The sequence below is a fragment of the Sporomusa intestinalis genome (genome assembly GCF_055383785.1).
Window position 1 is genome coordinate 1507959 of sequence record NZ_AP042390.1, and the last position, 23892, is coordinate 1531850.

A 23892-nucleotide genomic window follows, 5' to 3' on the forward strand; every position below is an offset into this window, starting at 1 on the left:
TGATAAGCCACTGCTTATCATCACTGTACCACTATCCGGCTGTTTCAGGGAGCATATTGTAGATTAAATAAATAAAAATAATAATGTTCTTACCCTTCGGCCGGGGCGGGCTTGCTTTTGACCGTCGAGCTTAGGCGGGCCGCACCTAAAACCGCGGCGGTCAGTGTGCCGCTGAGCAGCCATTTGCCGGTGGCAGACAGGTCAACGTATTTCATTGTCAGCGGATCGCCGGCAATCATACCGCCCGCTGTCCAGGCGAGTACCGCTCCGCCCAGATAAATCACAACCGGGAACCGGTCTACGAGTTTAATGAAAGTGGTGCTGCCCCAGATAATGACAGGAATGGTGATCAGTATACCAACAGTAACCAGCAACATATCGCCATGGGCTACACCGGCTACGGCCATTACGTTGTCAATGCCCATCACCCCGTCAGCGATTATGATCGTGCGCACGGCGGTCAGCAAATCGGAGTGCGCGCTGATGTCCTTATCCTTTTGGTCGGTCAGCAGCTTATAGGCGATCCAGATGAGCAGCAGACCGCCGGTGATCATCAGAGCCGGCAGCTTCAACAGCCATACAACTGCCACTGTCGACAGGAAGCGGATAAAAATTGCTCCCGCTGTTCCCCAGAATATCGCCTTTTTTTGCTTGTCGGCCGGCAGACGGCGCGCCGCCATGCCGATTACGATCGCATTATCGCCTGCCAGCACAAGGTCGATAAAAATGATCGCCAGTAGGCCCCACAAAAATTCAGTTGTTAAAAAATCCATTGCAACTACCCCCTAAATATTTTCTGATTGGCTCTTAACACTTTCCAAGGCGGTTGGTTATTAAGAAGATCAAGAAAAGCAAGGATATCTCCGGAAAGGATTTGTGAAAACAAAAAACCTTACCCGGTTATCAGGTAAGGTCCTGTGTGGGAAAATAATAAAAAGACCTTACCTGAATAGGCAAGGTCTTACCAGCAATAATCAGATTGCCAGCAAAGCCGGGCTTGCGCCGCAATGACGACTTTGCTTGTCGGTTACTCCCCTTGTAAATCATATGCTTTTGTAAGTAGTATATATTATTTCCCTGCCAAAGTCAATCAGTGATTAGCGCTGACCTTGGGGACAAGAAAATGCAGGGAATGGCATGGCAGGATATATGCCGCCAATGGCAATATTAATGCCGCTAGCGGCATTAATATTGCCATTGGCGGCATTTGCCCTCAAAAAATACGGTTCGGGGATTCGATTAATAGAATAGTCAGAAAATAATGCTTGCTACGGAAAGATCATTCAAAGTAAAATTAAGATATCCTTTGTGTTAGGAGCGTATACATATGCGGGTAGTGCGATGGCTGGTTACGACGACAGACCGGATTGGGATGATCCAGGATGTGGTGCAGGTGTTTTCCCGCGAAGGGGTAAGTATAAGTTCCATGGAGGTTTTTCCCGGGCAAATTTTCCTTAAGTTTCAGGTAATGCCCGGGGGCAGACTTGCTGAAATTCTGCAACAGGAATTATTATGTCATAGTGATATTATTGCCATTACCGATACTGCCTTACAACCTCACGAACAACGGGAAAAAGAACTGCAAGCCGTTTTGGAGTCCGTCAATGAGGGCATTATCGGTCTGGACATTCAGGGAACGATCCGCTATATCAATTCAGCGGCAGCAAGCCTGCTTTATATTGAGCAAGAGACGGCAGTAGGCCGGACGATTACACAGCTAACCGGTGCCGATACGCAACTGCTGGCACTTTTATCAGGTCACAGCTTTGATAATCAGCAGATGCTGACAAATACCCCTCGCGGTATCCTTCACTACTTGTGTTCGGGACGGCCAATCAGAAATGAGAACAACCAGATAATTGGGGCCGTGGCCACCCTGAAAAGCATGAAAGCGGCGCAAAAATTAGTCCATTCGATGATTAAAAGCCCGGGTGTCGGGTTCAATACCATTATTCGCGCCAGTTCCGCTATGGAACACTGTATTGACTTTGCCCAGAGAGTGGCTGTCAGCGACTGCACGGTTCTCCTCCGCGGTGAGAGCGGAACAGGCAAAGAACTGTTTGCCCGGGCTATACATGAGTCCAGTAACCGCAGTCGGCAGCCTTTTGTACCTCTTAACTGCGCTGCCTTGCCTGAGGCTTTGCTGGAAAGTGAATTATTCGGCTATGAAGAAGGGGCTTTCAGCGGTGCCAAAAAAGGGGGGAAGCTTGGGCTCTTTGAAGCGGCGCAGCAGGGGACCTTGTTTCTGGACGAAATAGGTGAGCTATCCCTTGTTTTACAGGGAAAGCTGCTTAGAGCGATACAGGAAGGGGCTATCAGGCGGGTGGGCAGCAACAGCCATATTCCCGTTGATGTCCGGATTATTGCCGCGACCAACCGGAATCTGGAAGAAATGGTGGAGGCAAAGCAGTTCCGGCAGGATTTATATTACCGGATTAATGTCATCCCTATCCAGATTCCGCCGCTGCGGGAGCGGCCGGAGGACGTTCCCCTCCTCATAAAATACTTTCACACGAAATATTGTCTGGAATTAAATAAAAATGTGCATTTTTCGCAAACGGCATACAGCCTGTTGACCGGTTACGAATGGCCGGGGAATGTGCGGGAACTGCAAAATGTCGTTTTGCGGGCCATCCATCTGGCTTGTGATGGCGATATCGCAAGCGCCGACTTGCTGCTGGCAGGTGAACATAGCCCGGAGTACGGCAAAAAACGGGACCGGCAGGGCAACAGCCTTAAAGTGGCCATCAATCAAACGGAAAAGGCAATGTTGGAAAAGGCGCTGCAAAAGCATGGCAGCGCCCGGGGGGCCGCCCGTGAGGTTGGCCTGTCGCACACTGCAGTTTTAAATAAGATCAGGCGGTATAATCTGGAGCATTTGCTCCCGTCCGCACGCAAAGAAGGGCGGTAGCAAACCGCAGCCTGCTTGTTTGTTTTCAATATAGCGGCTGGCATAAAAGTTGCATTACAGTTTGGCTATAGAGAAGCGAGGAGGTATTGGTTTTATGAACAGGCAGCAACAGGTTGGCTATAATACAGCCATCATTCACGCCGGCCAGTCGCCAGATCCAATAACGGGGGCTTTATCGACCCCCATTTATCAGACCTCAACTTTTGTTTTTGCGACGGCTGAGCAGGGAGCCGCCAGGTTTGCCTTGGAAGAAGAAGGCTTTATCTATACCCGGCTGGGAAATCCAACCCAGCAGGTATTGGAGCTAAAGCTGGCAGCCTTGGAAAAAGCCGAGGCTGCCCTCGCGGTTGCTTCTGGCATGACTGCGATTGCCGGCTCGCTGTTAACGCTTTGCCGCCAGGGGGACCATATTGTTGCTGCCGTTACCTTGTATGGGTGCACACATGCGCTTTTGGCCCACAGCCTGCCCCGGTTTGGCATTGCCGTTACCTTTGTGGACGCAACTGATCCGGCGAATATCCGCACGGCGATGCAGCCCAATACCAAAGCGGTTTATATTGAGACGCCTGCGAATCCAACCCTGGCAATTATCGACATTGCCGCAACGGCTAAGGTGGCCCATGCCTACAATGCCCAGCTTATTGTCGACAATACTTTTATGTCGCCGTACTGTCAGCGGCCGTTGGCGCTGGGGGCCGATATTGTTGTCCATAGCGCCACTAAATATATTAACGGCCATGGCGATGTTGTTGCCGGTGTGGTGTTAGGGAAACAGGATTTTATCAATCAGGTGCGCTTTGTCGGGGTAAAAGATATTACTGGCGGCTGTATCAGCCCATTTAACGCCTGGCTGACTTTGCGGGGGGTGAAAACTCTGGGTGTACGTATGGAGCGGCATTGTGCAAATGCCATGCAGGTTGCCCGGTATCTGGAAAAGCATAACAAAGTGCAGCAGGTATATTATCCAGGCCTGAAGAATCATCCCCAGCACGAGCTGGCTTTAGCCCAGATGACTGGTTTTGGCGCTATGATTAGCTTTGAGGTAACCGGCGGCATCGCGGCCGGGCGTTTAATCATGAATCATGTTACCCTGTGTGCACTGGCTGTCAGCCTGGGCGATACGGAAACCCTGATTCAGCATCCGGCGTCTATGACCCATTCACCGCTGGCCCGGGAAGAGCGTGTTAAAGCCGGCATAAGCGATGGCCTTATCAGACTGTCGGTCGGGTTGGAGGATCCGGAAGATATTATCAGCGATCTGGAACAGGCGCTGGCATGGCTGTAAGCTGATGGCAGGACCTTAATCCCATGCGTATGCGGGGTTAAGGTTCTTTATTTTGGTATGCGGGATCTTCTAGATATAAGGCTGATATTGAATTAAAAAATGTCATGTTAAAGATTTGAAAAATGCGTTTTTATAATTCTTTTCCTCATAGTATACTTATTGCAGCAGCGCAGCACCGGACCAGCCCGAATCAGTAACAGAAATTATTGCTGCTGCACGGAGGAAAACATGACAGCAAGGAAAGCGGATTTACTTATTGCCACGGTTTCTATCGCCTGGGGGACCTCTTATCTGTTAATGAAGTTCGGACTTAATGGGGTTGAGCCGTTTAATTTGATAACACTGCGGTTCGGGATTGCCTTTGCTACAACATTTATTATCTTTTTTCCGCGTGTAATTAAAGCGGATGTAAAAGCAATGGGGTATAGCGCCCTGCTTGGTCTGATTCTTTTTGGTGTTTTCACTGCCCTCCTGTTTGGCTTGTCAACAACAACGGTCTCATCAGCCGGATTTCTAACAAGTACTACCGTAATTTTTGTCCCGATCCTGCAATCCCTGCTTACGCGCACAATTCCTAAACCGCCGATTGTGGCTGGGGTTTTAGTCATTGTGGCCGGGATCGGACTGTTGACAATTGGCGACACCTTTGAAATTAAAAGCGGCTCAATGCTGTGTTTACTTGGCGCAATTCTCTATGCCGTCCATATTATAGTCACAAATTATTGTGCTCATAAAACCGATACCCTGCAGCTTGGCATCCTCCAACTGGGATTTGCGGCATTCTATGGACTGATTTTTTCCTTTATCTTTGAAACGCCAACGCTGCCTGTGACCACCACGGAATGGATAGCTGTACTGGGGCTGGCGCTTGTGTGCAGCGCCTTTGGGTTTGTTGTGCAGCCGATCGCCCAGCAGTTTACAACGCCTGAACGCACCGGTGTGCTGTTTGCGCTGGAACCGGTATTTTCGGCCTTGTTCGGGTTTATCTTTTTGCAGGAAATTCTTCAACTCCAGGGATATATTGGGGCGCTGCTTGTTTTAGCCGGTGTATTTATCGCCGGCCTAAAAACAAGCCAGGCCTAAGGAGACGATGGCAGTGTCTGTTTGTCCGCCACTGCCATCGTCCTTTTGCCTTAGCCGCTGACCTACATGGCTTAAAATTTTAGAAGGGGCTGTTTTTTTTTGCAGGAAAAATATGGAATGGAGCGAATACCCTCATAGAATAATCACGCAAAGAAGCCTATTCAGCAGTCTGATAGGCGCAGGAAGGAGTTGGCCGCATGCAGGTTGTCGAAGCTATTAATGGCAGAAGGAGTGTTCGGTCTTTTACTTCGCAGGCGATCCCGGCAGATATCATCAATCAATTGATTGCATTAGGCACGAAGGCTGCCACCGGTTCGGGGCAGCAAGCGTGGGGGTTCGTTGTTATAACCGATAAAAACGACATGAAGCGCTTGTCTGATGAAACCAAAAAATACCTGACAGAAAATCTTGAAACGTATCCGTATTTCCGGCAATATAAAAGTTGGCTTGAGGATGAAAACTATAATATTTTTTATAATGCCCCTTGCTTACTGATCATCTATGGCAACTCTGATTCCCATTGGCATACCTATGACTGTACTTTGGCAGCCGGCAACATTATGCTTGCCGCCGGCGACTACGGGGTGGGAACCTGTTGGATCGGCTTTGCTGAATACATATGTGATACTGCCGCTTTCCGGTCAAAATACAATATTCCCTCCGGTTACAAGGTGGTTTGCCCCATGGTTATAGGTTATCCGGCCGCACCGCAGTCCCCTCCCAGCCGGAAGCCAGTCCTGATTTTTTATAGGGATTAACAGGGGCGGCAGGAACAAGCGAATTAGTGAAGTGAGCCATAGCTAAGCTTGGGTTAGTAATGGCTCATTTTGTTAGGTAAAGATAGATGACCAACAGGAGAAAGCCGATTTGCATTTTATGCAGCAGGCGGATTGAAGTAAACTAAAAAGGTAGTTCCTTCAGAACCGGTATAAATTTTGATAGTAGCATTATGTCTGCGGGCTATCTGGTAACATATGGGGATCCCTAAACCTGAGCCTGTCTTTTTGGTAGTAATAAAAGGGGTGCCTAAGTTATCCAGTATATGAACAGGAATACCCGGCCCCTGGTCGCTGACAGATAAGACCGCTTTGCCAGCCTCAAAGGCTGTTTTTATGGCCAGGCTGCCACCTGCCGGCATGGCTTCCATACTATTATGCACTAGATTTAACAACAACTGGCGAATTTCATTTTCATCTAAAAGAAGTTCGGGAACGGTATTAAGGTCAAGGGTTACAGATACCGCTGCCCCAGTGGCATCAGTCTGAATCAGAGGATATAACGCTTCAATAATCGCATTTAAGGAGCATATTCCGAAGTTCGAAAATTTTTCCTGTGATAAAGACAGGTATTTGCTAATAAAAGAATTGGCTTGATCGATTTCCTCAATCATTAAGTCAAACTTCTTTTTATCAGTTTGGTATTTTTCTTTGCTTCCCATATGCTGTAAGTAACCACGCACCGTGGTCATGGGGTTGCGGATTTCATGAGCAACTGTTGCGGCCATGCTTCCTACCATAGTTATTTGATCCAGCATGGAGGCCATTCGAGGTGTAACATCACGGATAATACCTTGCAATGCCGTAATTTTATTATGTTTATCATAAATCGGTGCACATTTCTGCTCAATCCATAGGGTTGTTTTATCTTTTCGCACCAGCCGTAATGTTAGCGGTGATTCAAGCGAGCGGGGGAAGTCCCGGATACAATCCTCGACCAGGCTGCGGTCATCGGCATGTAGCAAATCAAAAACCAAATTGTTATTTTTATAGAATTCTTCAGGTGTGTAACCAGTGAGCAGGCGAACGGTCGGATTAATATACTGGAGTTTGGCTGTGGGATAGATTTGATAGAAATAGATTGTATCGGCAGCATTTTCCGCAAGCAAGCGATACTGAGTTTCTTTATTTATTAAATCGATTCTCGTGTTTTCTAAATAGACCATTAGTGTGCCTAGAGCTATTAATAAGCGGAATATGCCGCCGAGGGCGTGCGCCCAGGGGAGAAACCATGTGCCGCATAGCGTAATGGGGGCGGCTAGATTGAGGAGGCTCCAAGCGATGTAGGCATAGCCGGTAATCAGGTGGCCGATTCCTTTTAGTTGGGAATTGCGGATGAAAACTACTCCAATCCATATACAGACAAAGCACCCAAAATAGATGGGAGGCATTAGCATATAAATCAACGGCAAGTTCAGAATGTTCGTTGTTAAACTTATGATAGCAATAGCACCAGTTCCGTATAACCACCACTTGTTAAATGGTTTATTCATATAAAGATAAGTGGCCCACACAAACAGGAACACACTGATTATAATCATCATTTGATATGCAGTCATACCTATGGCGGACTGTTTCCAGGGCAGCAGCCCTAGATCAAACATTATATACCGAGCTAGCAGGATAAGCCAGCCGACGGCCCAGATGCCCATATAATGCTGGCCATACAGTGCATACAGATATAAATAAATAAGAACTATGGAAGCCGTGCCAATTGATGAGCCAATTACTGCTAACTGAACATAATCCATGACTGCTCCTAATAACCAAATTTTAAAATTAAATTAGCTCCCGCAAATTGATGTGTATCCGCAAATTACACAGCTTAAGAAAAAAACCATCTATTTAGATGGCCTTTGCTAATATTCGCAAATTAGTTAAATGATTGTAAAAATATAAATATTTCATTGTACTCTATGAAATTAATTATATAGAATTAAAAATATACACGTCAATGTCTAATTTTGTCGTTATTTAAGAAAGCTGTAAGTAGCAGATACTGTTAATAAAGGAAAGATATTTACCCGCTTTCGTTGCTGTCCTGCCTTTCTCAAGTACCTGTTTTACAATTTGAATTTTAAATTTTTTGTTAAACTGCGCCCTTGCCATATAAAAACCCCTTAGTAACAAGTTGTACGTTTTAATCATACGTTCTGTCTACTAAAGGGGTAGCATACCAGTCTGCCAATTTTCTGTCTGAGTACACAAAAGAGGGGCGCCGCAGTGCGTTTTTTATAAAAACGTTTTGCGACAGCCCCATTTTAAGATAAAGAAGTTACCTATTGACTGACAAATTTTACATCATCAATACCTCTTATCCATTGCTTTTTGGTGGTTGCTTCAATGATACAAACTGCAGTTGCGAATAGTGATAACAACAAATAAAACTAAATATTTAAGCAGAAGTAAGATATTACACAGGAGAACCGGCTTAGCATGCTATACAACGTAATATCTTTATATCTTTAGCGGATCTAACTTACTCGTATAATTGTTAATCCGGCGCCTGCACCGCCGCTTACCAAGGTAGCAGTGCCAATGAGTCCATATAGCTGAAGGCTGATGGTGGAATTTGCTGTTAGAGTTACGATCATGTCATTATTGAGCGATTGAGAAGAAATCGTAGGAGGTATTGTTGAAGCAGTGTTGGCACTACTGTTGATTATTAATCGGGATCCTAGTAACAAGGAAGACGTGAAATTAAGCTGATATGAAATATAATATCTACCTGCAGGGGCGACTGTGAAGATTGTGTTACCACCGCTTGCTGTAATATCGGCTGACAAATTTTGAGTGGGCAGTGGGACTAAAGTACCGAGTAGAACTACAGTGATACCTGCCCCAGTAGTATTGACGGCGTATCCTGAGGTCGCCGTGGGATTATCGCCAGTAGCCCCGGTTGCACCGGTGGCTCCGGTTTCGCCAGTGGCTCCCGTCTCGCCGATAGCCCCGGTTTCGCCAGTAGTTCCAGCTTCGCCAGTAGCGCCAGTAGCCCCAGTCTCACCGGTGGCTCCAGTCTCGCCGGTAGCCCCGGTTTCGCCAGTGGCCCCAGTTTCACCAGTAGCTCCGGTCTCACCAGTAGCCCCGGTTACTCCAGTAGCTCCAGTTTCACCAGTAGCTCCGGTATCGCCAGTGGCCCCAGTCTCACCAGTAGCTCCGGTTATGCCAGTAGCTCCAGTTCCGCCAGTAGCGCCAGTTTCGCCGGTGGCGCCTGTTACGCCGGTAGCGCCGGTTTCACCAGTGGCTCCGATTTCACCGGTAGCGCCAATCTCACCCATAGCGCCAATCTCACCAGCAGCTCCAGTAGCTCCAGTGACACCGGTAGCGCCTGTTACGCCAGTAGCGCCAGTTTCACCAGTAGCTCCGGTTACACCAGTGGCCCCGGTTTCACCGGTGGCTCCAGTTTCCCCAGTAGCTCCAGTATCACCAGTGGCCCCGGCTTCACCGGTAGCTCCGGTAGCCCCAGTCTCGCCAGTAGCCCCAGTCTCACCAGTAGCGCCAGTCTCACCAGTAGCTCCGGTCTCGCCAGTAGCCCCAGTCTCACCGGTGGCTCCAGTCTCGCCGGTAGCTCCGGTTTCGCCAGTGGCCCCAGTTTCACCAGTAGCTCCGGTCTCACCAGTAGCCCCGGTTACTCCAGTAGCTCCAGTTTCACCAGTAGCTCCGGTATCGCCAGTGGCCCCAGTCTCACCAGTAGCTCCGGTTATGCCAGTAGCTCCAGTTCCGCCAGTAGCGCCAGTTTCGCCGGTGGCGCCTGTTACGCCGGTAGCGCCGGTTTCACCAGTGGCTCCGATTTCACCGGTAGCGCCAATCTCACCCATAGCGCCAATCTCACCAGCAGCTCCAGTAGCTCCAGTGACACCGGTAGCGCCTGTTACGCCAGTAGCGCCAGTTTCACCAGTAGCTCCGGTTACACCAGTGGCCCCAGTTTCACCAGTAGCTCCAGTTTCACCGGTGGCTCCGGTATCGCCAGTGGCTCCGGTATCGCCAGTGGCTCCGGTTTCCCCAGTAGCTCCGGTTTCACCGGTAGCGCCGGTATCACCAGTGGCTCCGGTTTCCCCGGTGGCCCCGGTTTCACCGGTGGCTCCAGTTTCCCCAGTAGCTCCAGTATCACCAGTGGCCCCGGCTTCACCGGTAGCTCCGGTAGCGCCAGTTTCACCAGTGGCTCCAGTGACACCAGTAGCTCCGGTTTCACCGGTAGTCCCGGTTACTCCAGTGGCACCAGTCTCGCCAGTGGCTCCGGTTTCGCCGATGGCTCCGGTTACGCCAGTGGCCCCAGTTACACCGGTGGCGCCGATCTCGCCAGTAGCCCCGGTTACACCCGTAACCCCGGTTACACCAGTGGCCCCAGTCTCACCAGTGGCCCCAGTCTCACCAGTGGCCCCGGTTTCACCAGTGGCCCCGGTCTCACCAGTAGCGCCAGCCTCACCAGTAGCTCCGGTTACACCCGTGGCACCAGTTTCGCCAGTAGCTCCGATTTCGCCAGTGGCGCCGGTTACACCAGTGGCCCCAGTTTCCCCGGTAGCCCCGGTTTCACCAGTGGCTCCGGTTTCGCCGATGGCTCCGGTTTCGCCAGTAGCCCCGGTATCACCAGTGGCTCCAGTTACGCCAGTAGCCCCGGTTTCACCCGTAGCCCCGGTTTCACCCGTAGTCCCGGTTTCACCCGTAGCACCAGTCTCACCCGTAGCACCAGTCTCACCCGTGGCTCCAATCTCACCAGTGGCGCCAATCTCACCAGTGGCGCCAGTTTCACCAGTAGCGCCAGTTTCACCAGTAGCGCCAGTTTCACCAGTAGCTCCGGTTTCTCCAGTAGCTCCGGTTTCTCCAGTAGCTCCAGTTTCACCCGTGGCCCCGGTATCACCAGCGGCTCCAGTTACGCCAGTGGCTCCGGTTTCACCGGTGGCTCCGGTTTCCCCGGTGGCCCCGGTATCACCCGTGGCCCCGGTATCACCAGCGGCTCCAGTTACGCCAGTGGCTCCGGTTTCACCGGTGGTGCCAGTTTCACCAGTAGCTCCAGTTACGCCAGTGGCCCCGATCTCACCAGTGGCTCCAGTTTCGCCGGTAGTCCCAGTTTCACCCGTAGCGCCAGTGTCACCCGTAGCCCCGATCTCACCAGTGGCTCCGGTATCCCCGGTGGCCCCGGTCTCACCAATGGCTCCGGTTACACCGATAGCGCCAGTATCGCCAATGGCGCCAGTGACACCGGTAGCCCCGGTCTCACCAGTAGCGCCGGTCTCGCCGATAGCCCCGGTCTCACCCGTGGCTCCACTCTCACCCGTGGCTCCAGTCTCGCCGGTAGCGCCGGTTACGCCAGTGGCCCCAGTTACACCAGTGGCCCCAGTCTCACCCGTGGCCCCAGTCTCACCAGTCACCCCGGTTACACCGGTAGCTCCGGTTGCACCCGTAGCCCCAGTTTCCCCAGTAGCTCCGGTTTCGCCAGTAGCACCGGTCTCGCCAGTAGTTCCAGTCTCACCCGTGGCCCCAGTCTCACCAGTGGGCCCAGTTTCCCCAGTGGCTCCGGTTACACCAGTGGACCCAGTTTCCCCAGTAGCTCCAGTTTCACCAGTGGCTCCAGTGACACCAGTAGCTCCGGCTTCACCGGTAGCCCCGGTTACTCCAGTGGCACCAGTCTCGCCAGTAGTTCCAGTCTCACCCGTGGCCCCAGTCTCACCAGTGGGCCCAGTTTCCCCAGTGGCTCCGGTTACACCAGTGGACCCAGTTTCCCCAGTAGCTCCAGTTTCACCAGTGGCTCCAGTGACACCAGTAGCTCCGGCTTCACCGGTAGCCCCGGTTACTCCAGTGGCACCAGTCTCGCCAGTGGCTCCGGTTTCACCAGTAGCCCCGGTATCACCAGTGGCCCCAGTTACACCGGTGGCGCCGATCTCGCCAGTGGCCCCGGTTTCACCAGTGGCCCCGGTTACACCAGTGGCCCCGGTTACACCCGTAGCCCCGGTTACACCAGTGGCCCCAGTCTCACCAGTGGCCCCGGTTACACCAGTGGCCCCAGTTTCACCAGCAGCCCCGGTTTCGCCAGTGGCCCCAGTTTCACCAGCAGCCCCGGTTTCACCAGTAACTCCAGTTTCCCCAGTAGCCCCGGTTACTCCAGTGGCGCCAGTTTCGCCAGTAGCCCCGGTATCACCAGTGGCCCCGGTTACACCCGTAGCGCCAGTTTCGCCAGTGGCACCAGTCTCACCAGTTACCCCGGTTACACCAGTAGCTCCGATTTCCCCAGTAGCCCCGGTATCACCAGTAGCCCCAGTTTCGCCAGTGGCACCAGTCTCACCGGTAGCTCCGGTATCCCCGGTAGCGCCAGTTTCACCAGTAGCTCCGATTTCACCCGTAGCGCCAGTCTCGCCAGTAGCTCCGGTTTCACCAGTAGCCCCGGTTATTCCAGTGGCTCCGGTTTCCCCGGTGGCTCCGGTTTCACCAGTAGCGCCGGTTTCACCGGTAGCCCCGGTTACACCAGTGGCGCCAGTTACGCCAGTGGCTCCGGTTTCACCGGTAGCCCCAGTTTCGCCAGTGGCACCAGTCTCACCAGTGGCACCAGTTTCGCCGGTAGCTCCGGTATCACCGGTGGCTCCAGTTACGCCAGTAGCCCCGGTTTCACCCGTAGCACCAGTCTCACCCGTGGCTCCAATCTCACCAGTGGCGCCAGTTTCGCCGATGGCTCCAGTCTCGCCAGTAGCTCCAGTTTCACCGGTGGCTCCGGTTTCTCCAGTAGCTCCGGTTTCCCCGGTGGCCCCGGTATCACCCGTGGCCCCGGTATCACCCGTGGCCCCGGTATCACCAGCGGCTCCAGTTACGCCAGTGGCTCCGGTTTCCCCGGTGGCGCCAGTTTCTCCAGTAGCTCCAGTTACGCCAGTGGCCCCGATCTCACCAGTGGCTCCAGTTTCGCCGGTAGTCCCAGTGTCACCCGTTGCCCCAGTCTCACCCGTAGCGCCAGTGTCACCCGTGGCGCCGGTCTCGCCAGTAGCACCAGTCTCGCCAGTAGCTCCGGTTTCGCCGGTAGCACCGATTTCACCAGTGGCCCCGGTTACACCAGTGGCTCCGGTTACACCAGTGGCTCCGGTTACCCCGGTAGCCCCAGTTACACCAGCGGCTCCGGTATCCCCGGTGGCCCCGGTTTCACCAGTAGCGCCAGTCTCGCCCGTAGCGCCGGTCTCACCAGTGGCTCCGGTTTCCCCGGTGGCCCCGGTCTCACCAGTAGCTCCGGTTTCGCCCGTAGCGCCGGTCTCACCAGTGGCTCCGGTTTCCCCGGTGGCCCCGGTCTCACCAATGGCTCCGGTTACACCGGTAGCGCCAGTATCGCCAATGGCGCCGGTCTCACCAGTGACTCCAGTTTCACCCGTAGCCCCGGTTTCACCCGTAGCCCCGGTTTCACCCGTGGCTCCAGTTTCGCCCGTAGCGCCGGTCTCGCCAGTAGCGCCAGTGACACCCGTAGCGCCGGTCTCACCCGTGGCTCCAGTTACGCCGGTAGCTCCGGTATCACCAGTGGCCCCGGTTTCACCAGTAGCCCCGGCTTCACCAGTAGCCCCAGTTACACCAGTGGCTCCAGTTTCGCCCGTAGCGCCGGTCTCGCCCGTAGCGCCAGTCTCACCAGTTGTGCCAGTTACACCAGTTGCTCCGGTTTCACCGGTAGCCCCGGTTACACCAGTGGCACCAGTCTCGCCGGTTTCGCCGGTGGCCCCAGTTACACCCGTAGCGCCAGTCTCGCCAGTAGCTCCGGTATCACCGGTGGCTCCACTCTCACCAGTGGCTCCACTCTCACCAGTGGCTCCAGTCTCGCCGGCGGCTCCAGTCTCGCCGGTAGCGCCGGTTTCGCCAGTGGCTCCAGTTTCGCCAGTAGCCCCAGTTACACCAGTGGCCCCAGTTACACCAGTGGCTCCAGTTTCGCCAGTAGCGCCGATCTCGCCAGTAGCCCCGGTTACTCCAGTAGCTCCAGTTTCACCAGTGGCACCAGTTTCACCGGTAGCGCCGATCTCGCCAGTAGCCCCGGTTACTCCAGTAGCCCCAGTCTCACCAGTGGCTCCAGTCTCACCAGTCACCCCGGTTACACCGGTAGCTCCGGTTGCACCCGTAGCCCCAGTTTCGCCAGTAGCTCCGGTTTCGCCAGTAGCTCCGGTTTCGCCAGTAGCTCCGGTTTCGCCAGTAGCTCCGGTTTCGCCAGTAGCTCCGGTTTCGCCAGTAGCACCGGTCTCGCCAGTAGCCCCAGTCTCGCCAGTAGCCCCAGTCTCGCCAGTAGCGCCGGTTTCCCCAGTAGCGCCGGTCTCACCAGTAGCGCCGGTCTCGCCAGTAGCCCCAGTCTCGCCAGTAGCGCCGGTTTCCCCAGTAGCGCCGGTCTCACCAGTAGCGCCGGTCTCGCCAGTAGCCCCAGTCTCGCCAGTAGCCCCAGTCTCACCAGTAGCTCCAGTTTCCCCAGTAGCCCCGGTCTCACCAGTGACCCCGGTCTCACCCGTAGCGCCAGTTTCGCCAATAGCCCCAGTTACACCGGTAGCACCAGTTTCCCCAGTAGCGCCAGTTTCACCCGTAGCGCCAGTTTCACCAGTGGCTCCAGTGACACCAGTAGCTCCGGTTTCACCGGTAGTCCCGGTTACTCCAGTGGCACCAGTCTCGCCAGTGGCTCCGGTTTCGCCGATGGCTCCGGTTACGCCAGTGGCCCCAGTTACACCGGTGGCGCCGATCTCACCAGTAGCCCCGGTTACACCAGTAGCCCCGGTTACACCAGTGGCCCCAGTCTCACCAGTAGCCCCGGTTACTCCAGTGGCCCCGGTTTCACCAGTAGCCCCGGTTACTCCAGTGGCCCCGGTTTCACCAGTGGCCCCGGTATCACCAGTGGCCCCGGTCTCACCAGTGGCTCCGGTATCACCAGTGGCCCCGGTTACACCAGTGGCCCCGGTTTCACCAGTGGCCCCGGTTTCACCAGTGGCCCCGGTTTCACCAGTGGCCCCGGTTTCACCAGTGGCCCCGGTTTCACCAGTGGCCCCGGTTTCACCAGTGGCCCCGGTTTCACCAGTGGCCCCGGTTTCACCAGTGGCCCCGGTTTCACCAGTGGCCCCGGTTTCACCAGTGGCCCCGGTTTCACCAGTGGCCCCGGTTTCACCAGTGGCCCCGGTTTCACCAGTGGCCCCGGTTTCACCAGTGGCCCCGGTTTCACCAGTGGCCCCGGTTTCACCAGTGGCCCCGGTTTCACCAGTGGCCCCGGTTTCACCAGTGGCCCCGGTTTCACCAGTGGCCCCGGTTACACCAGTAGCTCCGATTTCACCAGTGGCGCCAGTTTCGCCAGTAGCCCCGGTCTCACCAGTGGCCCCGGTTACACCCGTAGCGCCAGTTTCGCCAGTAGCACCGGTTTCGCCAGTGGCACCAGTCTCACCAGTTACCCCGGTTACACCAGTAGCTCCGATTTCACCAGTAGCCCCGGTATCACCAGTAGCCCCAGTTTCGCCAGTGGCACCAGTCTCACCGGTAGCTCCGGTATCCCCGGTAGCGCCAGTTTCACCAGTAGCTCCGATTTCACCCGTAGCGCCAGTCTCGCCAGTAGCTCCGGTTTCACCAGTAGCCCCGGTTATTCCAGTGGCTCCGGTTTCCCCGGTGGCTCCGGTTTCCCCAGTAACCCCGGTTATTCCAGTGGCTCCGGTTTCCCCGGTGGCTCCGGTTACACCCGTGGCACCAGTTTCGCCGGTAGCTCCGATTTCGCCAGTGGCGCCGGTTACACCCGTGGCCCCAGTTTCACCGGTAGCCCCGGTTACACCAGTGGCTCCGGTTTCGCCGATGGCTCCGGTTTCGCCAGTAGCCCCGGTATCACCAGTGGCGCCAGTTACACCAGTGGCTCCGGTTTCGCCGATGGCTCCGGTTTCGCCAGTAGCCCCGGTATCACCAGTGGCGCCAGTTACACCAGTGGCTCCGGTTTCGCCGATGGCTCCGGTTTCGCCAGTAGCCCCGGTATCACCAGTGGCGCCAGTTACGCCAGTCGCTCCGGTTTCACCGGTAGCCCCAGTTTCGCCAGTGGCACCAGTCTCACCAGTCTCACCAGTGGCACCAGTTTCGCCGGTAGCTCCGGTATCACCGGTGGCTCCAGTTACGCCAGTAGCCCCGGTTACACCCGTAGCACCAGTCTCACCCGTGGCTCCAATCTCACCAGTGGCGCCAGTTTCGCCGATGGCACCAGTCTCGCCAGTAGCTCCAGTTTCCCCGGTGGCTCCGGTTTCACCAGTGGCCCCGGTCTCACCAGTGGCACCAGTTTCGCCGGTAGCTCCGGTATCACCGGTGGCTCCAGTTACGCCAGTAGCCCCGGTTACACCCGTAGCACCAGTCTCACCCGTGGCTCCAATCTCACCAGTGGCGCCAGTTTCGCCGATGGCACCAGTCTCGCCAGTAGCTCCAGTTTCACCGGTGGCTCCGGTTTCACCAGTGGCCCCGGTCTCACCAGTGGCACCAGTTTCGCCGGTAGCTCCGGTATCACCGGTGGCTCCAGTTACGCCAGTAGCCCCGGTTACACCCGTAGCACCAGTCTCACCCGTGGCTCCAATCTCACCAGTGGCGCCAGTTTCGCCGATGGCTCCAGTCTCGCCAGTAGCTCCAGTTTCACCGGTGGCTCCGGTTTCACCAGTGGCCCCGGTATCACCAGTGGCCCCGGTTTCACCAGTGGCCCCGGTTTCACCAGTGGCCCCGGTTTCACCAGTGGCCCCGGTTTCACCAGTAGCGCCAGTCTCACCAGTAGCGCCAGCCTCACCAGTAGCGCCGGTTACGCCAGTGGCCCCGGTATCGCCAGTGGCTCCAGTGGCGCCAGTTTCTCCAGGAGCGCCGGTCTCACCCGTAGCCCCAGTCTCACCGGTAGCTCCGGTTTCCCCGGTAGCGCCAGTTTCACCAGTAGCTCCGATTTCACCCGTAGCCCCGGTTATTCCAGTGGCTCCGGTTTCACCGGTGGCTCCGGTTTCACCAGTAGCGCCGGTTTCACCGGTAGCCCCGGTTACACCAGTGGCTCCAGTTTCGCCGGTAGCTCCGATTTCCCCAGTAGCCCCAGTTTCGCCGGTAGCTCCGGTTACACCAGTGGCCCCAGTTTCACCAGTAGCTCCGGTTACACCAGTGGCCCCAGTTTCACCAGTAGCGCCGGTTATACCAGTGGCTCCGGTTTCGCCAGTCGCTCCAGTTTCACCAGTGGCCCCAGTCTCACCAGTGGCTCCGGTTTCGCCAGTAGATCCAGTCTCACCAGTCACCCCGGTTACTCCGGTAGCTCCGGTTGCACCCGTAGCCCCAGTTTCCCCAGTAGCTCCGGTCTCACCAGTGGCTCCGGTTTCGCCGGTAGCCCCGGTTATACCAGTAGCGCCGGTTATACCAGTAGCGCCGATCTCACCAGTAGCTCCAGTTTCACCAGTGGCTCCAGTTTCGCCAGTAGCTCCGGTTTCACCGGTAGCTCCGGTTTCGCCGGTAGCTCCAGTTTCACCGGTGGCTCCAGTTTCGCCAGTGGCACCGGTTTCACCAACAGCCCCGGTTTCACCGGTGGCGCCAGTTTCACCAGTAGCTCCAGTTTCGCCGGTAGCCCCGGTCTCACCAGTAGCGCCAGTGTCACCAGTGGCTCCGGTCTCACCAGTAGCTCCGGTCTCGCCAGTAGCTCCAGTCTCACCAGTGGCTCCGGTTTCGCCGGTAGCCCCGGTTATACCAGTAGCGCCGATCTCACCAGTAGCTCCAGTTTCACCAGTAGCTCCAGTTACGCCCGTAGCCCCCGTTACACCCGTAGCGCCAGTCTCGCCAGTAGCGCCGGTATCACCGGTGGCTCCACTCTCACCAGTGGCTCCAGTCTCGCCGGTAGCGCCGGTTTCGCCAGTGGCCCCAGTTACACCAGTGGCCCCAGTTACACCAGTGGCCCCAGTTACACCAGTGGCTCCAGTTTCGCCAGTAGCGCCGATCTCGCCAGTAGCCCCGGTTACTCCAGTAGCTCCAGTTTCACCAGTGGCACCAGTTTCACCGGTAGCGCCGGTATCACCGGTGGCCCCAGTCTCACCAGTGGCTCCGGTTTCGCCAGTAGATCCAGTCTCACCAGTCACCCCGGTTACTCCGGTGGCTCCGGTTGCACCCGTAGCCCCAGTTTCCCCAGTAGCTCCGGTTTCGCCAGTAGCACCGGTCTCGCCAGTAGTTCCAGTCTCACCCGTGGCCCCAGTCTCACCAGTGGGCCCAGTTTCCCCAGTAGCTCCAGTTTCCCCAGTGGCTCCAGTTTCCCCAGTAGCTCCAGTTTCCCCAGTGGCTCCAGTTTCCCCAGTAGCTCCGGTCTCACCAGTGGCTCCGGTTTCGCCGGTAGCCCCGGTTATACCAGTAGCGCCGGTTATACCAGTAGCGCCGATCTCACCAGTAGCTCCAGTTTCACCAGTAGCTCCAGTTACGCCAGTGGCCCCGATCTCACCAGTGGCTCCAGTTACGCCGGTAGCCCCGGTCTCACCAGTAGCGCCAGTGTCACCAGTGGCTCCGGTTTCACCAGTAGCTCCGGTCTCGCCAGTAGCTCCAGTCTCACCAGTGGCTCCGGTTTCGCCGGTAGCCCCGGTATCACCGGTAGCGCCGGTATCACCGGTGGCTCCAGTTTCCCCAGTGGCTCCGATTTCACCCGTAGCGCCAGTTTCGCCAGTAGCTCCGGTCTCACCCGTAGAGCCGGTCTCGCCAGTAGCTCCAGTCTCACCAGTGGCCCCAGTTTCCCCAGTGGCGCCAGTTTCCCCAGTAGCTCCGGTTTCACCAGTAGCCCCGGTTATTCCAGTGGCTCCGGTTTCCCCGGTGGCTCCGGTTTCACCAGTAGCGCCGGTTTCACCGGTAGCTCCGGTTACACCCGTGGCGCCAGTTACGCCAGTAGCCCCGGTTTCACCCGTAGCCCCGGTTTCACCCGTAGCCCCGGTTTCACCCGTAGCCCCAGTTACACCAGTTTCGCCAGTGGCTCCGGTTATACCAGTAGCCCCGGTTTCGCCCGTAGCCCCAGTCTCACCAGTGGCTCCAATCTCACCAGTGGCGCCAGTTTCGCCGATGGCTCCAGTTACGCCAGTAGCCCCGGTTTCACCGGTGGCACCAGTCTCACCCGTGGCTCCAGTTTCGCCGGTGGCCCCAGTTACACCGGTAGCGCCGATCTCACCAGTAGCCCCAGTTACACCAGTAGCGCCAGTTTCGCCGGTAGCTCCGGTTACACCAGTAGCGCCAGTTTCGCCGGTAGCTCCAGTTACACCAGTAGCGCCAGTTTCGCCGGTAGCTCCGGTTGCACCAGTAGCCCCAGTTTCGCCAGTAGCTCCGATTTCCCCAGTAGCCCCGGTATCACCAGTAGCTCCGATTTCCCCAGTAGCCCCAGTTTCGCCAGTTACACCAGTTACGCCCGTAGCTCCAGTTTCCCCGGCGGCCCCAGTCTCACCGGTAGCGCCGGTTTCGCCAGTGGCCCCAGTCTCACCAATGGCTCCGGTTACACCGGTAGCGCCAGCATCGCCAATGGCGCCAGTTACACCGGTAGCCCCGGTCTCGCCAGTGGCCCCAGTTACGCCAGTGGCCCCGGTTACACCAGTGGGTCCGGTATCACCGGTGGGTCCGGTTTCACCAGTAGCCCCGGTTACACCAGTGGCTCCAGTTTCGCCGGTAGCTCCGATTTCACCAGTAGCCCCAGTTACCCCAGTTACCCCAGTAGCGCCAGTAGCCCCAGTTTCCCCAGTAGTCCCAGTTACGCCAGTTTCCCCAGTGACACCAGTGGCACCGGTTTCACCAACAGCCCCGGTTACACCAGTGGCTCCGGTCTCACCGGTAGCTCCGGTTTCGCCGGTAGCTCCGGTTACCCCAGTGGCTCCGGTTACCCCAGTAGCTCCAGTTTCACCGGTGGCTCCGGTTACCCCGGTGGCCCCGGTCTCACCAGCGGCTCCAGTTTCGCCAGTGGCACCGGTTTCACCAACAGCCCCGGTTTCACCGGTGGCGCCAGTTACACCAGTAGCTCCAGTTACGCCAGTAGCGCCGGTTATACCAATAGCGCCGATCTCCCCAGTAGCTCCAGTTACACCAGTAGCTCCAGTTACACCAGTAGCTCCAGTTACACCAGTAGCTCCAGTTACACCAGTAGCTCCAGTTACGCCAGTAGCCCCGGTATCACCAGTGGCACCAGTCTCGCCGGTGGCCCCGGTTACACCAGTTACACCAGTAGCCCCGGTTTCGCCAGTGGCCCCAGTATCCCCAGTGGCGCCGGTCTCCCCAGTGGCTCCAGTGACACCAGTAGCTCCGGCTTCACCGGTAGCCCCGGTTACTCCAGTGGCGCCAGTCTCCCCAGTGGCTCCGATTTCACCAGTAGCGCCAGTTTCGCCAATAGCTCCGGTATCACCGGTAGCCCCGGTTACTCCAGTGGCTCCGGTATCACCGGTGGCACCAGTTTCACCGGTAGCTCCGGTATCACCGGTGGCTCCAGTCTCACCAGTAGCTCCGGTCTCGCCAGTAGCCCCGGTTACACCAGTGGCCCCAGTTTCACCAGTGGCCCCAGTTACTCCAGTGGCTCCGGTTTCACCGGTGGCGCCAGTTTCGCCAGTGGCCCCGGTCTCACCGGTGGCCCCGGTTACACCAGTAGCTCCAGTCTCACCAGTAACGCCAGTGACACCAGTAGCTCCGGCTTCACCGGTAGCCCCGGTTACACCAGTGGCACCAGTCTCGCCAGTGGCCCCAGTTACACCGGTGGCGCCGATCTCGCCAGTAGCCCCGGTTACACCAGTGGCACCAGTCTCACCAATGGCTCCGGTTACACCGGTAGCGCCAGTATCGCCAATGGCGCCAGTGACACCGGTAGCTCCGGTCTCCCCAGTGGCTCCGGTTTCCCCGGTGGCCCCGGTCTCACCCGTAGCGCCAGTCTCCCCAGTGGCTCCGATTTCACCAGTAGCGCCAGTTTCGCCAATAGCTCCGGTATCACCGGTAGCCCCGGTTACTCCAGTGGCTCCGGTATCACCGGTGGCACCAGTTTCACCGGTAGCTCCGGTATCACCGGTGGCTCCGGTCTCGCCAGTAGCTCCGGTCTCGCCAGTAGCTCCGGTCTCGCCAATAGCTCCGGTCTCGCCAGTAGCTCCGGTTACACCAGTAGCGCCAGTCTCACCCGTAGCTCCGGTTGCACCGGTAGCCCCAATTTCGCCAGTAGCTCCGGTTATACCAGTGGCCCCAGTCTCACCAGTAGCGCCAGTTTCGCCGGTAGCGCCGGTTACACCAGTGGCCCCGGTTTCACCAGTGGCCCCGGTTTCACCAGTAACTCCAGTCTCACCAGTTACCCCGGTTACACCAGTAGCTCCGATTTCCCCAGTAGCCCCGGTATCACCAGTAGCCCCAGTTTCCCCAGTGGCTCCAGTGACACCAGTAGCTCCGGTCTCGCCAGTAGCGCCAGTGACCCCGGTAGCGCCAGTCTCGCCAGTAGCGCCAGTGACCCCGGTAGCGCCAGTCTCGCCAGTAGCTCCAGTCACGCCGGTGGCCCCAGTTTCGCCAGTAGCCCCGGTATCACCAGTAGCCCCAGTTTCGCCAGTGGCCCCAGTCTCACCGGTAGCTCCGGTTTCCCCGGTTTCGCCAGTAGCGCCAGTCTCGCCAGTAGCTCCAGTTTCGCCGGTAACGCCGGTTTCCCCAGTGGCGCCGGTATCACCAGTAGCCCCGGTTACGCCAGTAGCCCCAGTCTCACCGGTAGCTCCGGTTTCCCCGGTTTCGCCAGTAGCGCCAGTCTCGCCAGTAGCTCCAGTTTCGCCGGTAACGCCGGTTTCCCCAGTGGCGCCGGTATCACCAGTAGCCCCGGTTTCTCCGGTGGTGCCAGTTTCACCAGTGGCCCCGGTCTCACCAGTAGCGCCAGTTTCCCCAGTAGCTCCAGTGACACCAGTAGCTCCAGTGACACCAGTAGCTCCAGTTGCACCGGTAGCCCCAGTTTCGCCAGTAGCTCCGGTTATACCAGTAGCCCCAGTTTCGCCAGTGGCTCCGGTATCACCAGTAGATCCAGTTTCACCGGTGGCCCCGGTTTCACCAGTAGATCCCGTTACTCCAGTAGCTCCGGTTTCACCAGTAGCCCCAGTCTCACCGGTAGCGCCGGTAACGCCTGTTTCTCCAGTGGTTCCGGTATCACCAGTAGCGCCAGTTTCGCCAGTAACTCCGGTCTCCCCCGTAGCGCCAGTCTCGCCAGTCTCACCAGTAGCCCCAGTTACCCCAGTAGTCCCAGTTTCGCCAGTGGCTCCAGTTTCGCCAGTGGCTCCAGTGACACCAGTAGCTCCGGCTTCACCGGTAGCCCCGGTTACTCCAGTGGCTCCAGTCTCACCGGTAGCGCCGGTTACACCGGTGGCTCCTGTTTCCCCAGTGGCTCCGGTATCACCAGTAGCTCCGATTTCACCAGTAGCCCCGGTTTCACCCGTAGCGCCAGTCTCCCCAGTGGCTCCAGTTTCACCGGTAGCCCCAGTTTCGCCAGCAAATCCGGTCTCACCCGTAGTTCCAGTAGCGCCGGTTATACCAGTAGCACCAGTTTCACCAGTAGCGCCGGTCTCGCCAGTAGCCCCGGTTTCACCAGTGGCCCCAGTTTCACCAGTGGGGCCAGTCTCACCAGTGGCGCCGGTTTCACCAGTAGCGCCGGTTACGCCGGTAGCCCCGGTTACCCCAGTGGCCCCGGTTACGCCGGTAGCCCCAGTTATACCGGTGGCGCCGGTTACGCCTGTAGCGCCGGTTACGCCAGTAGCCCCAGCTAGGCCGGTAGCCCCGGTTATGCCAGTGGCGCCAGTTACACCGGTAGTGCCGGTTACGCCAGTAGCCCCAGTTAGGCCGGTAGCCCCGGTTATGCCAGTGGCGCCAGTTACACCGGTAGCGCCGGTTACGCCAGTAGCCCCGGTTACGCCGGTGGCGCCGGTTACCCCGGTAGTTCCAGTTATACCAGTAGCGCCGGTTACGCCAGTAGCTCCGGTTACCCCAGTGGCTCCGGTTTCACCGGTAATTCCCTCTTCTTCAGGTACTTCAGTTAGCACTAATGCTGCTCTAACAGTAACTGTAGTCGGGAGATTTACAGGATTTGCTGATTGATTTACTAAGCTTAATATTATTGGTGCTGTATTAACTTGAATAACTGTGAAACCAACGACTTCACTGGGTTTTATTGGTGATTCTCCGGAAAAATTATCACCCTGAGATGTTACAATTGAAAAAGAAACCGCACTTCCGCCTCCACCTAGACCTGTGATTACCCACCAATTGATCAGATATCGTCCTGTTTTGGATATTGTTACTTCACCGGTTGAGATATCATAACTTACAGACCCAAAGCTGCTTACTATATTATCAAAAATAACATTGGCATTTGCAGCAACTGAGGTACCTGTAAGTTTTTGTAGTTGAAGACCTATAGTACTCAGAATGTTTCCCTCCTTAATTTTATCGTGGAAGAAGCTCAGGTTAATTTTTGGGGGTAATATAGTTTTGAATTTTACAATTAATTAATGTTAAACATTTCAATTGCAGTAGCATAAACCTGCTGAATTATTGGTCCATTTGCAACTGAAAATACTTTAACCTGAAGGAATATATTGGTATACTTAATAATATATTCAATGTGATTTATATTTGCTATTATGTAAAATGAGACTGTTTTGCAATAAATCAGCCTCATAAAAACCGGTAATATGTATGATATGCTCCCCTTTATGGTAGACAGGCAACAAATGGAGAGTGATTTCCTAAAAAAGTTAGAGGAGATAGCCGGCAACGGGTTCTGATGAGAAGCCGCCGCCGGCAGGTTTGTTTTTCTGCGTTTCCCTGCCTGTTCACACAAAAAAAGGGCGCCGCAAAACATTTTTCAAAAATGTTTTGCGACAGTCCCTCTATGATTTACGGGGTGGAAATTGTCTGTTTGG

At 56.0% G+C, this 23892-nt stretch carries 7 protein-coding genes; 4 read left to right on the top strand and 3 right to left on the bottom strand.

The window, feature by feature from the left end:
- Positions 1-89: 89 nt before the first annotated feature.
- Complete coding sequence (locus ACZ481_RS06890) at positions 90-773, bottom strand: TerC family protein (protein ID WP_464769425.1); 684 nt, start codon at positions 771-773, stop codon at positions 90-92.
- 554 nt (positions 774-1327) lie between these two features.
- Here ACZ481_RS06890 and ACZ481_RS06895 point away from each other — a divergent pair.
- The 4 genes from ACZ481_RS06895 (at position 1328) to ACZ481_RS06910 (ending at position 6037) form a co-directional block, all read left to right on the top strand.
- Complete coding sequence (locus ACZ481_RS06895; protein ID WP_464769426.1) at positions 1328-2911, top strand: sigma 54-interacting transcriptional regulator; 1584 nt, start codon at positions 1328-1330, stop codon at positions 2909-2911.
- 94 nt (positions 2912-3005) lie between these two features.
- The gene (megL, locus tag ACZ481_RS06900; protein ID WP_464769427.1) at positions 3006-4196 is read left to right on the top strand and encodes a methionine gamma-lyase; all 1191 of its coding nucleotides are present in this window, start codon (positions 3006-3008) and stop codon (positions 4194-4196) included.
- 228 nt (positions 4197-4424) lie between these two features.
- A complete protein-coding gene (locus tag ACZ481_RS06905) occupies positions 4425-5279 on the top strand; it encodes a DMT family transporter (RefSeq protein ID WP_464769428.1) in 855 nt (284 codons plus the stop codon).
- Positions 5280-5476: 197 nt separating this feature from the next.
- Positions 5477-6037: a nitroreductase family protein gene (locus ACZ481_RS06910; RefSeq protein WP_464769429.1), complete on the top strand. Its 561-nt coding sequence runs from the start codon at positions 5477-5479 to the stop codon at positions 6035-6037.
- Between the two features lie 116 nt (positions 6038-6153).
- Here the strand turns inward: ACZ481_RS06910 and ACZ481_RS06915 are convergent, their stop codons facing one another.
- Both ACZ481_RS06915 and ACZ481_RS06920 read right to left on the bottom strand, forming a co-directional pair.
- Positions 6154-7806 carry an ATP-binding protein gene (locus ACZ481_RS06915; RefSeq protein ID WP_464769430.1) on the bottom strand — a complete coding sequence of 551 codons (1653 nt, stop codon included), beginning with the start codon at positions 7804-7806 and terminating at the stop codon, positions 6154-6156.
- Between the two features lie 723 nt (positions 7807-8529).
- The gene (locus ACZ481_RS06920; RefSeq protein WP_464769431.1) at positions 8530-23010 is read right to left on the bottom strand and encodes a hypothetical protein; all 14481 of its coding nucleotides are present in this window, start codon (positions 23008-23010) and stop codon (positions 8530-8532) included.
- Between the last annotated feature and the right edge of the window lie 882 nt (positions 23011-23892).

What these genes read in the sequence shown, in the direction of transcription:
- ACZ481_RS06890 (WP_464769425.1), bottom strand. Translation starts at nt 773, where the DNA reads ATGGATTTTTTAACAACTGAATTTTTGTGGGGCCTACTGGCGATCATT.
- ACZ481_RS06895 (WP_464769426.1), top strand. Translation starts at nt 1,328, where the DNA reads ATGCGGGTAGTGCGATGGCTGGTTACGACGACAGACCGGATTGGGATG.
- megL (WP_464769427.1), top strand. Translation starts at nt 3,006, where the DNA reads ATGAACAGGCAGCAACAGGTTGGCTATAATACAGCCATCATTCACGCC.
- ACZ481_RS06905 (WP_464769428.1), top strand. Translation starts at nt 4,425, where the DNA reads ATGACAGCAAGGAAAGCGGATTTACTTATTGCCACGGTTTCTATCGCC.
- ACZ481_RS06910 (WP_464769429.1), top strand. Translation starts at nt 5,477, where the DNA reads ATGCAGGTTGTCGAAGCTATTAATGGCAGAAGGAGTGTTCGGTCTTTT.
- ACZ481_RS06915 (WP_464769430.1), bottom strand. Translation starts at nt 7,806, where the DNA reads ATGGATTATGTTCAGTTAGCAGTAATTGGCTCATCAATTGGCACGGCT.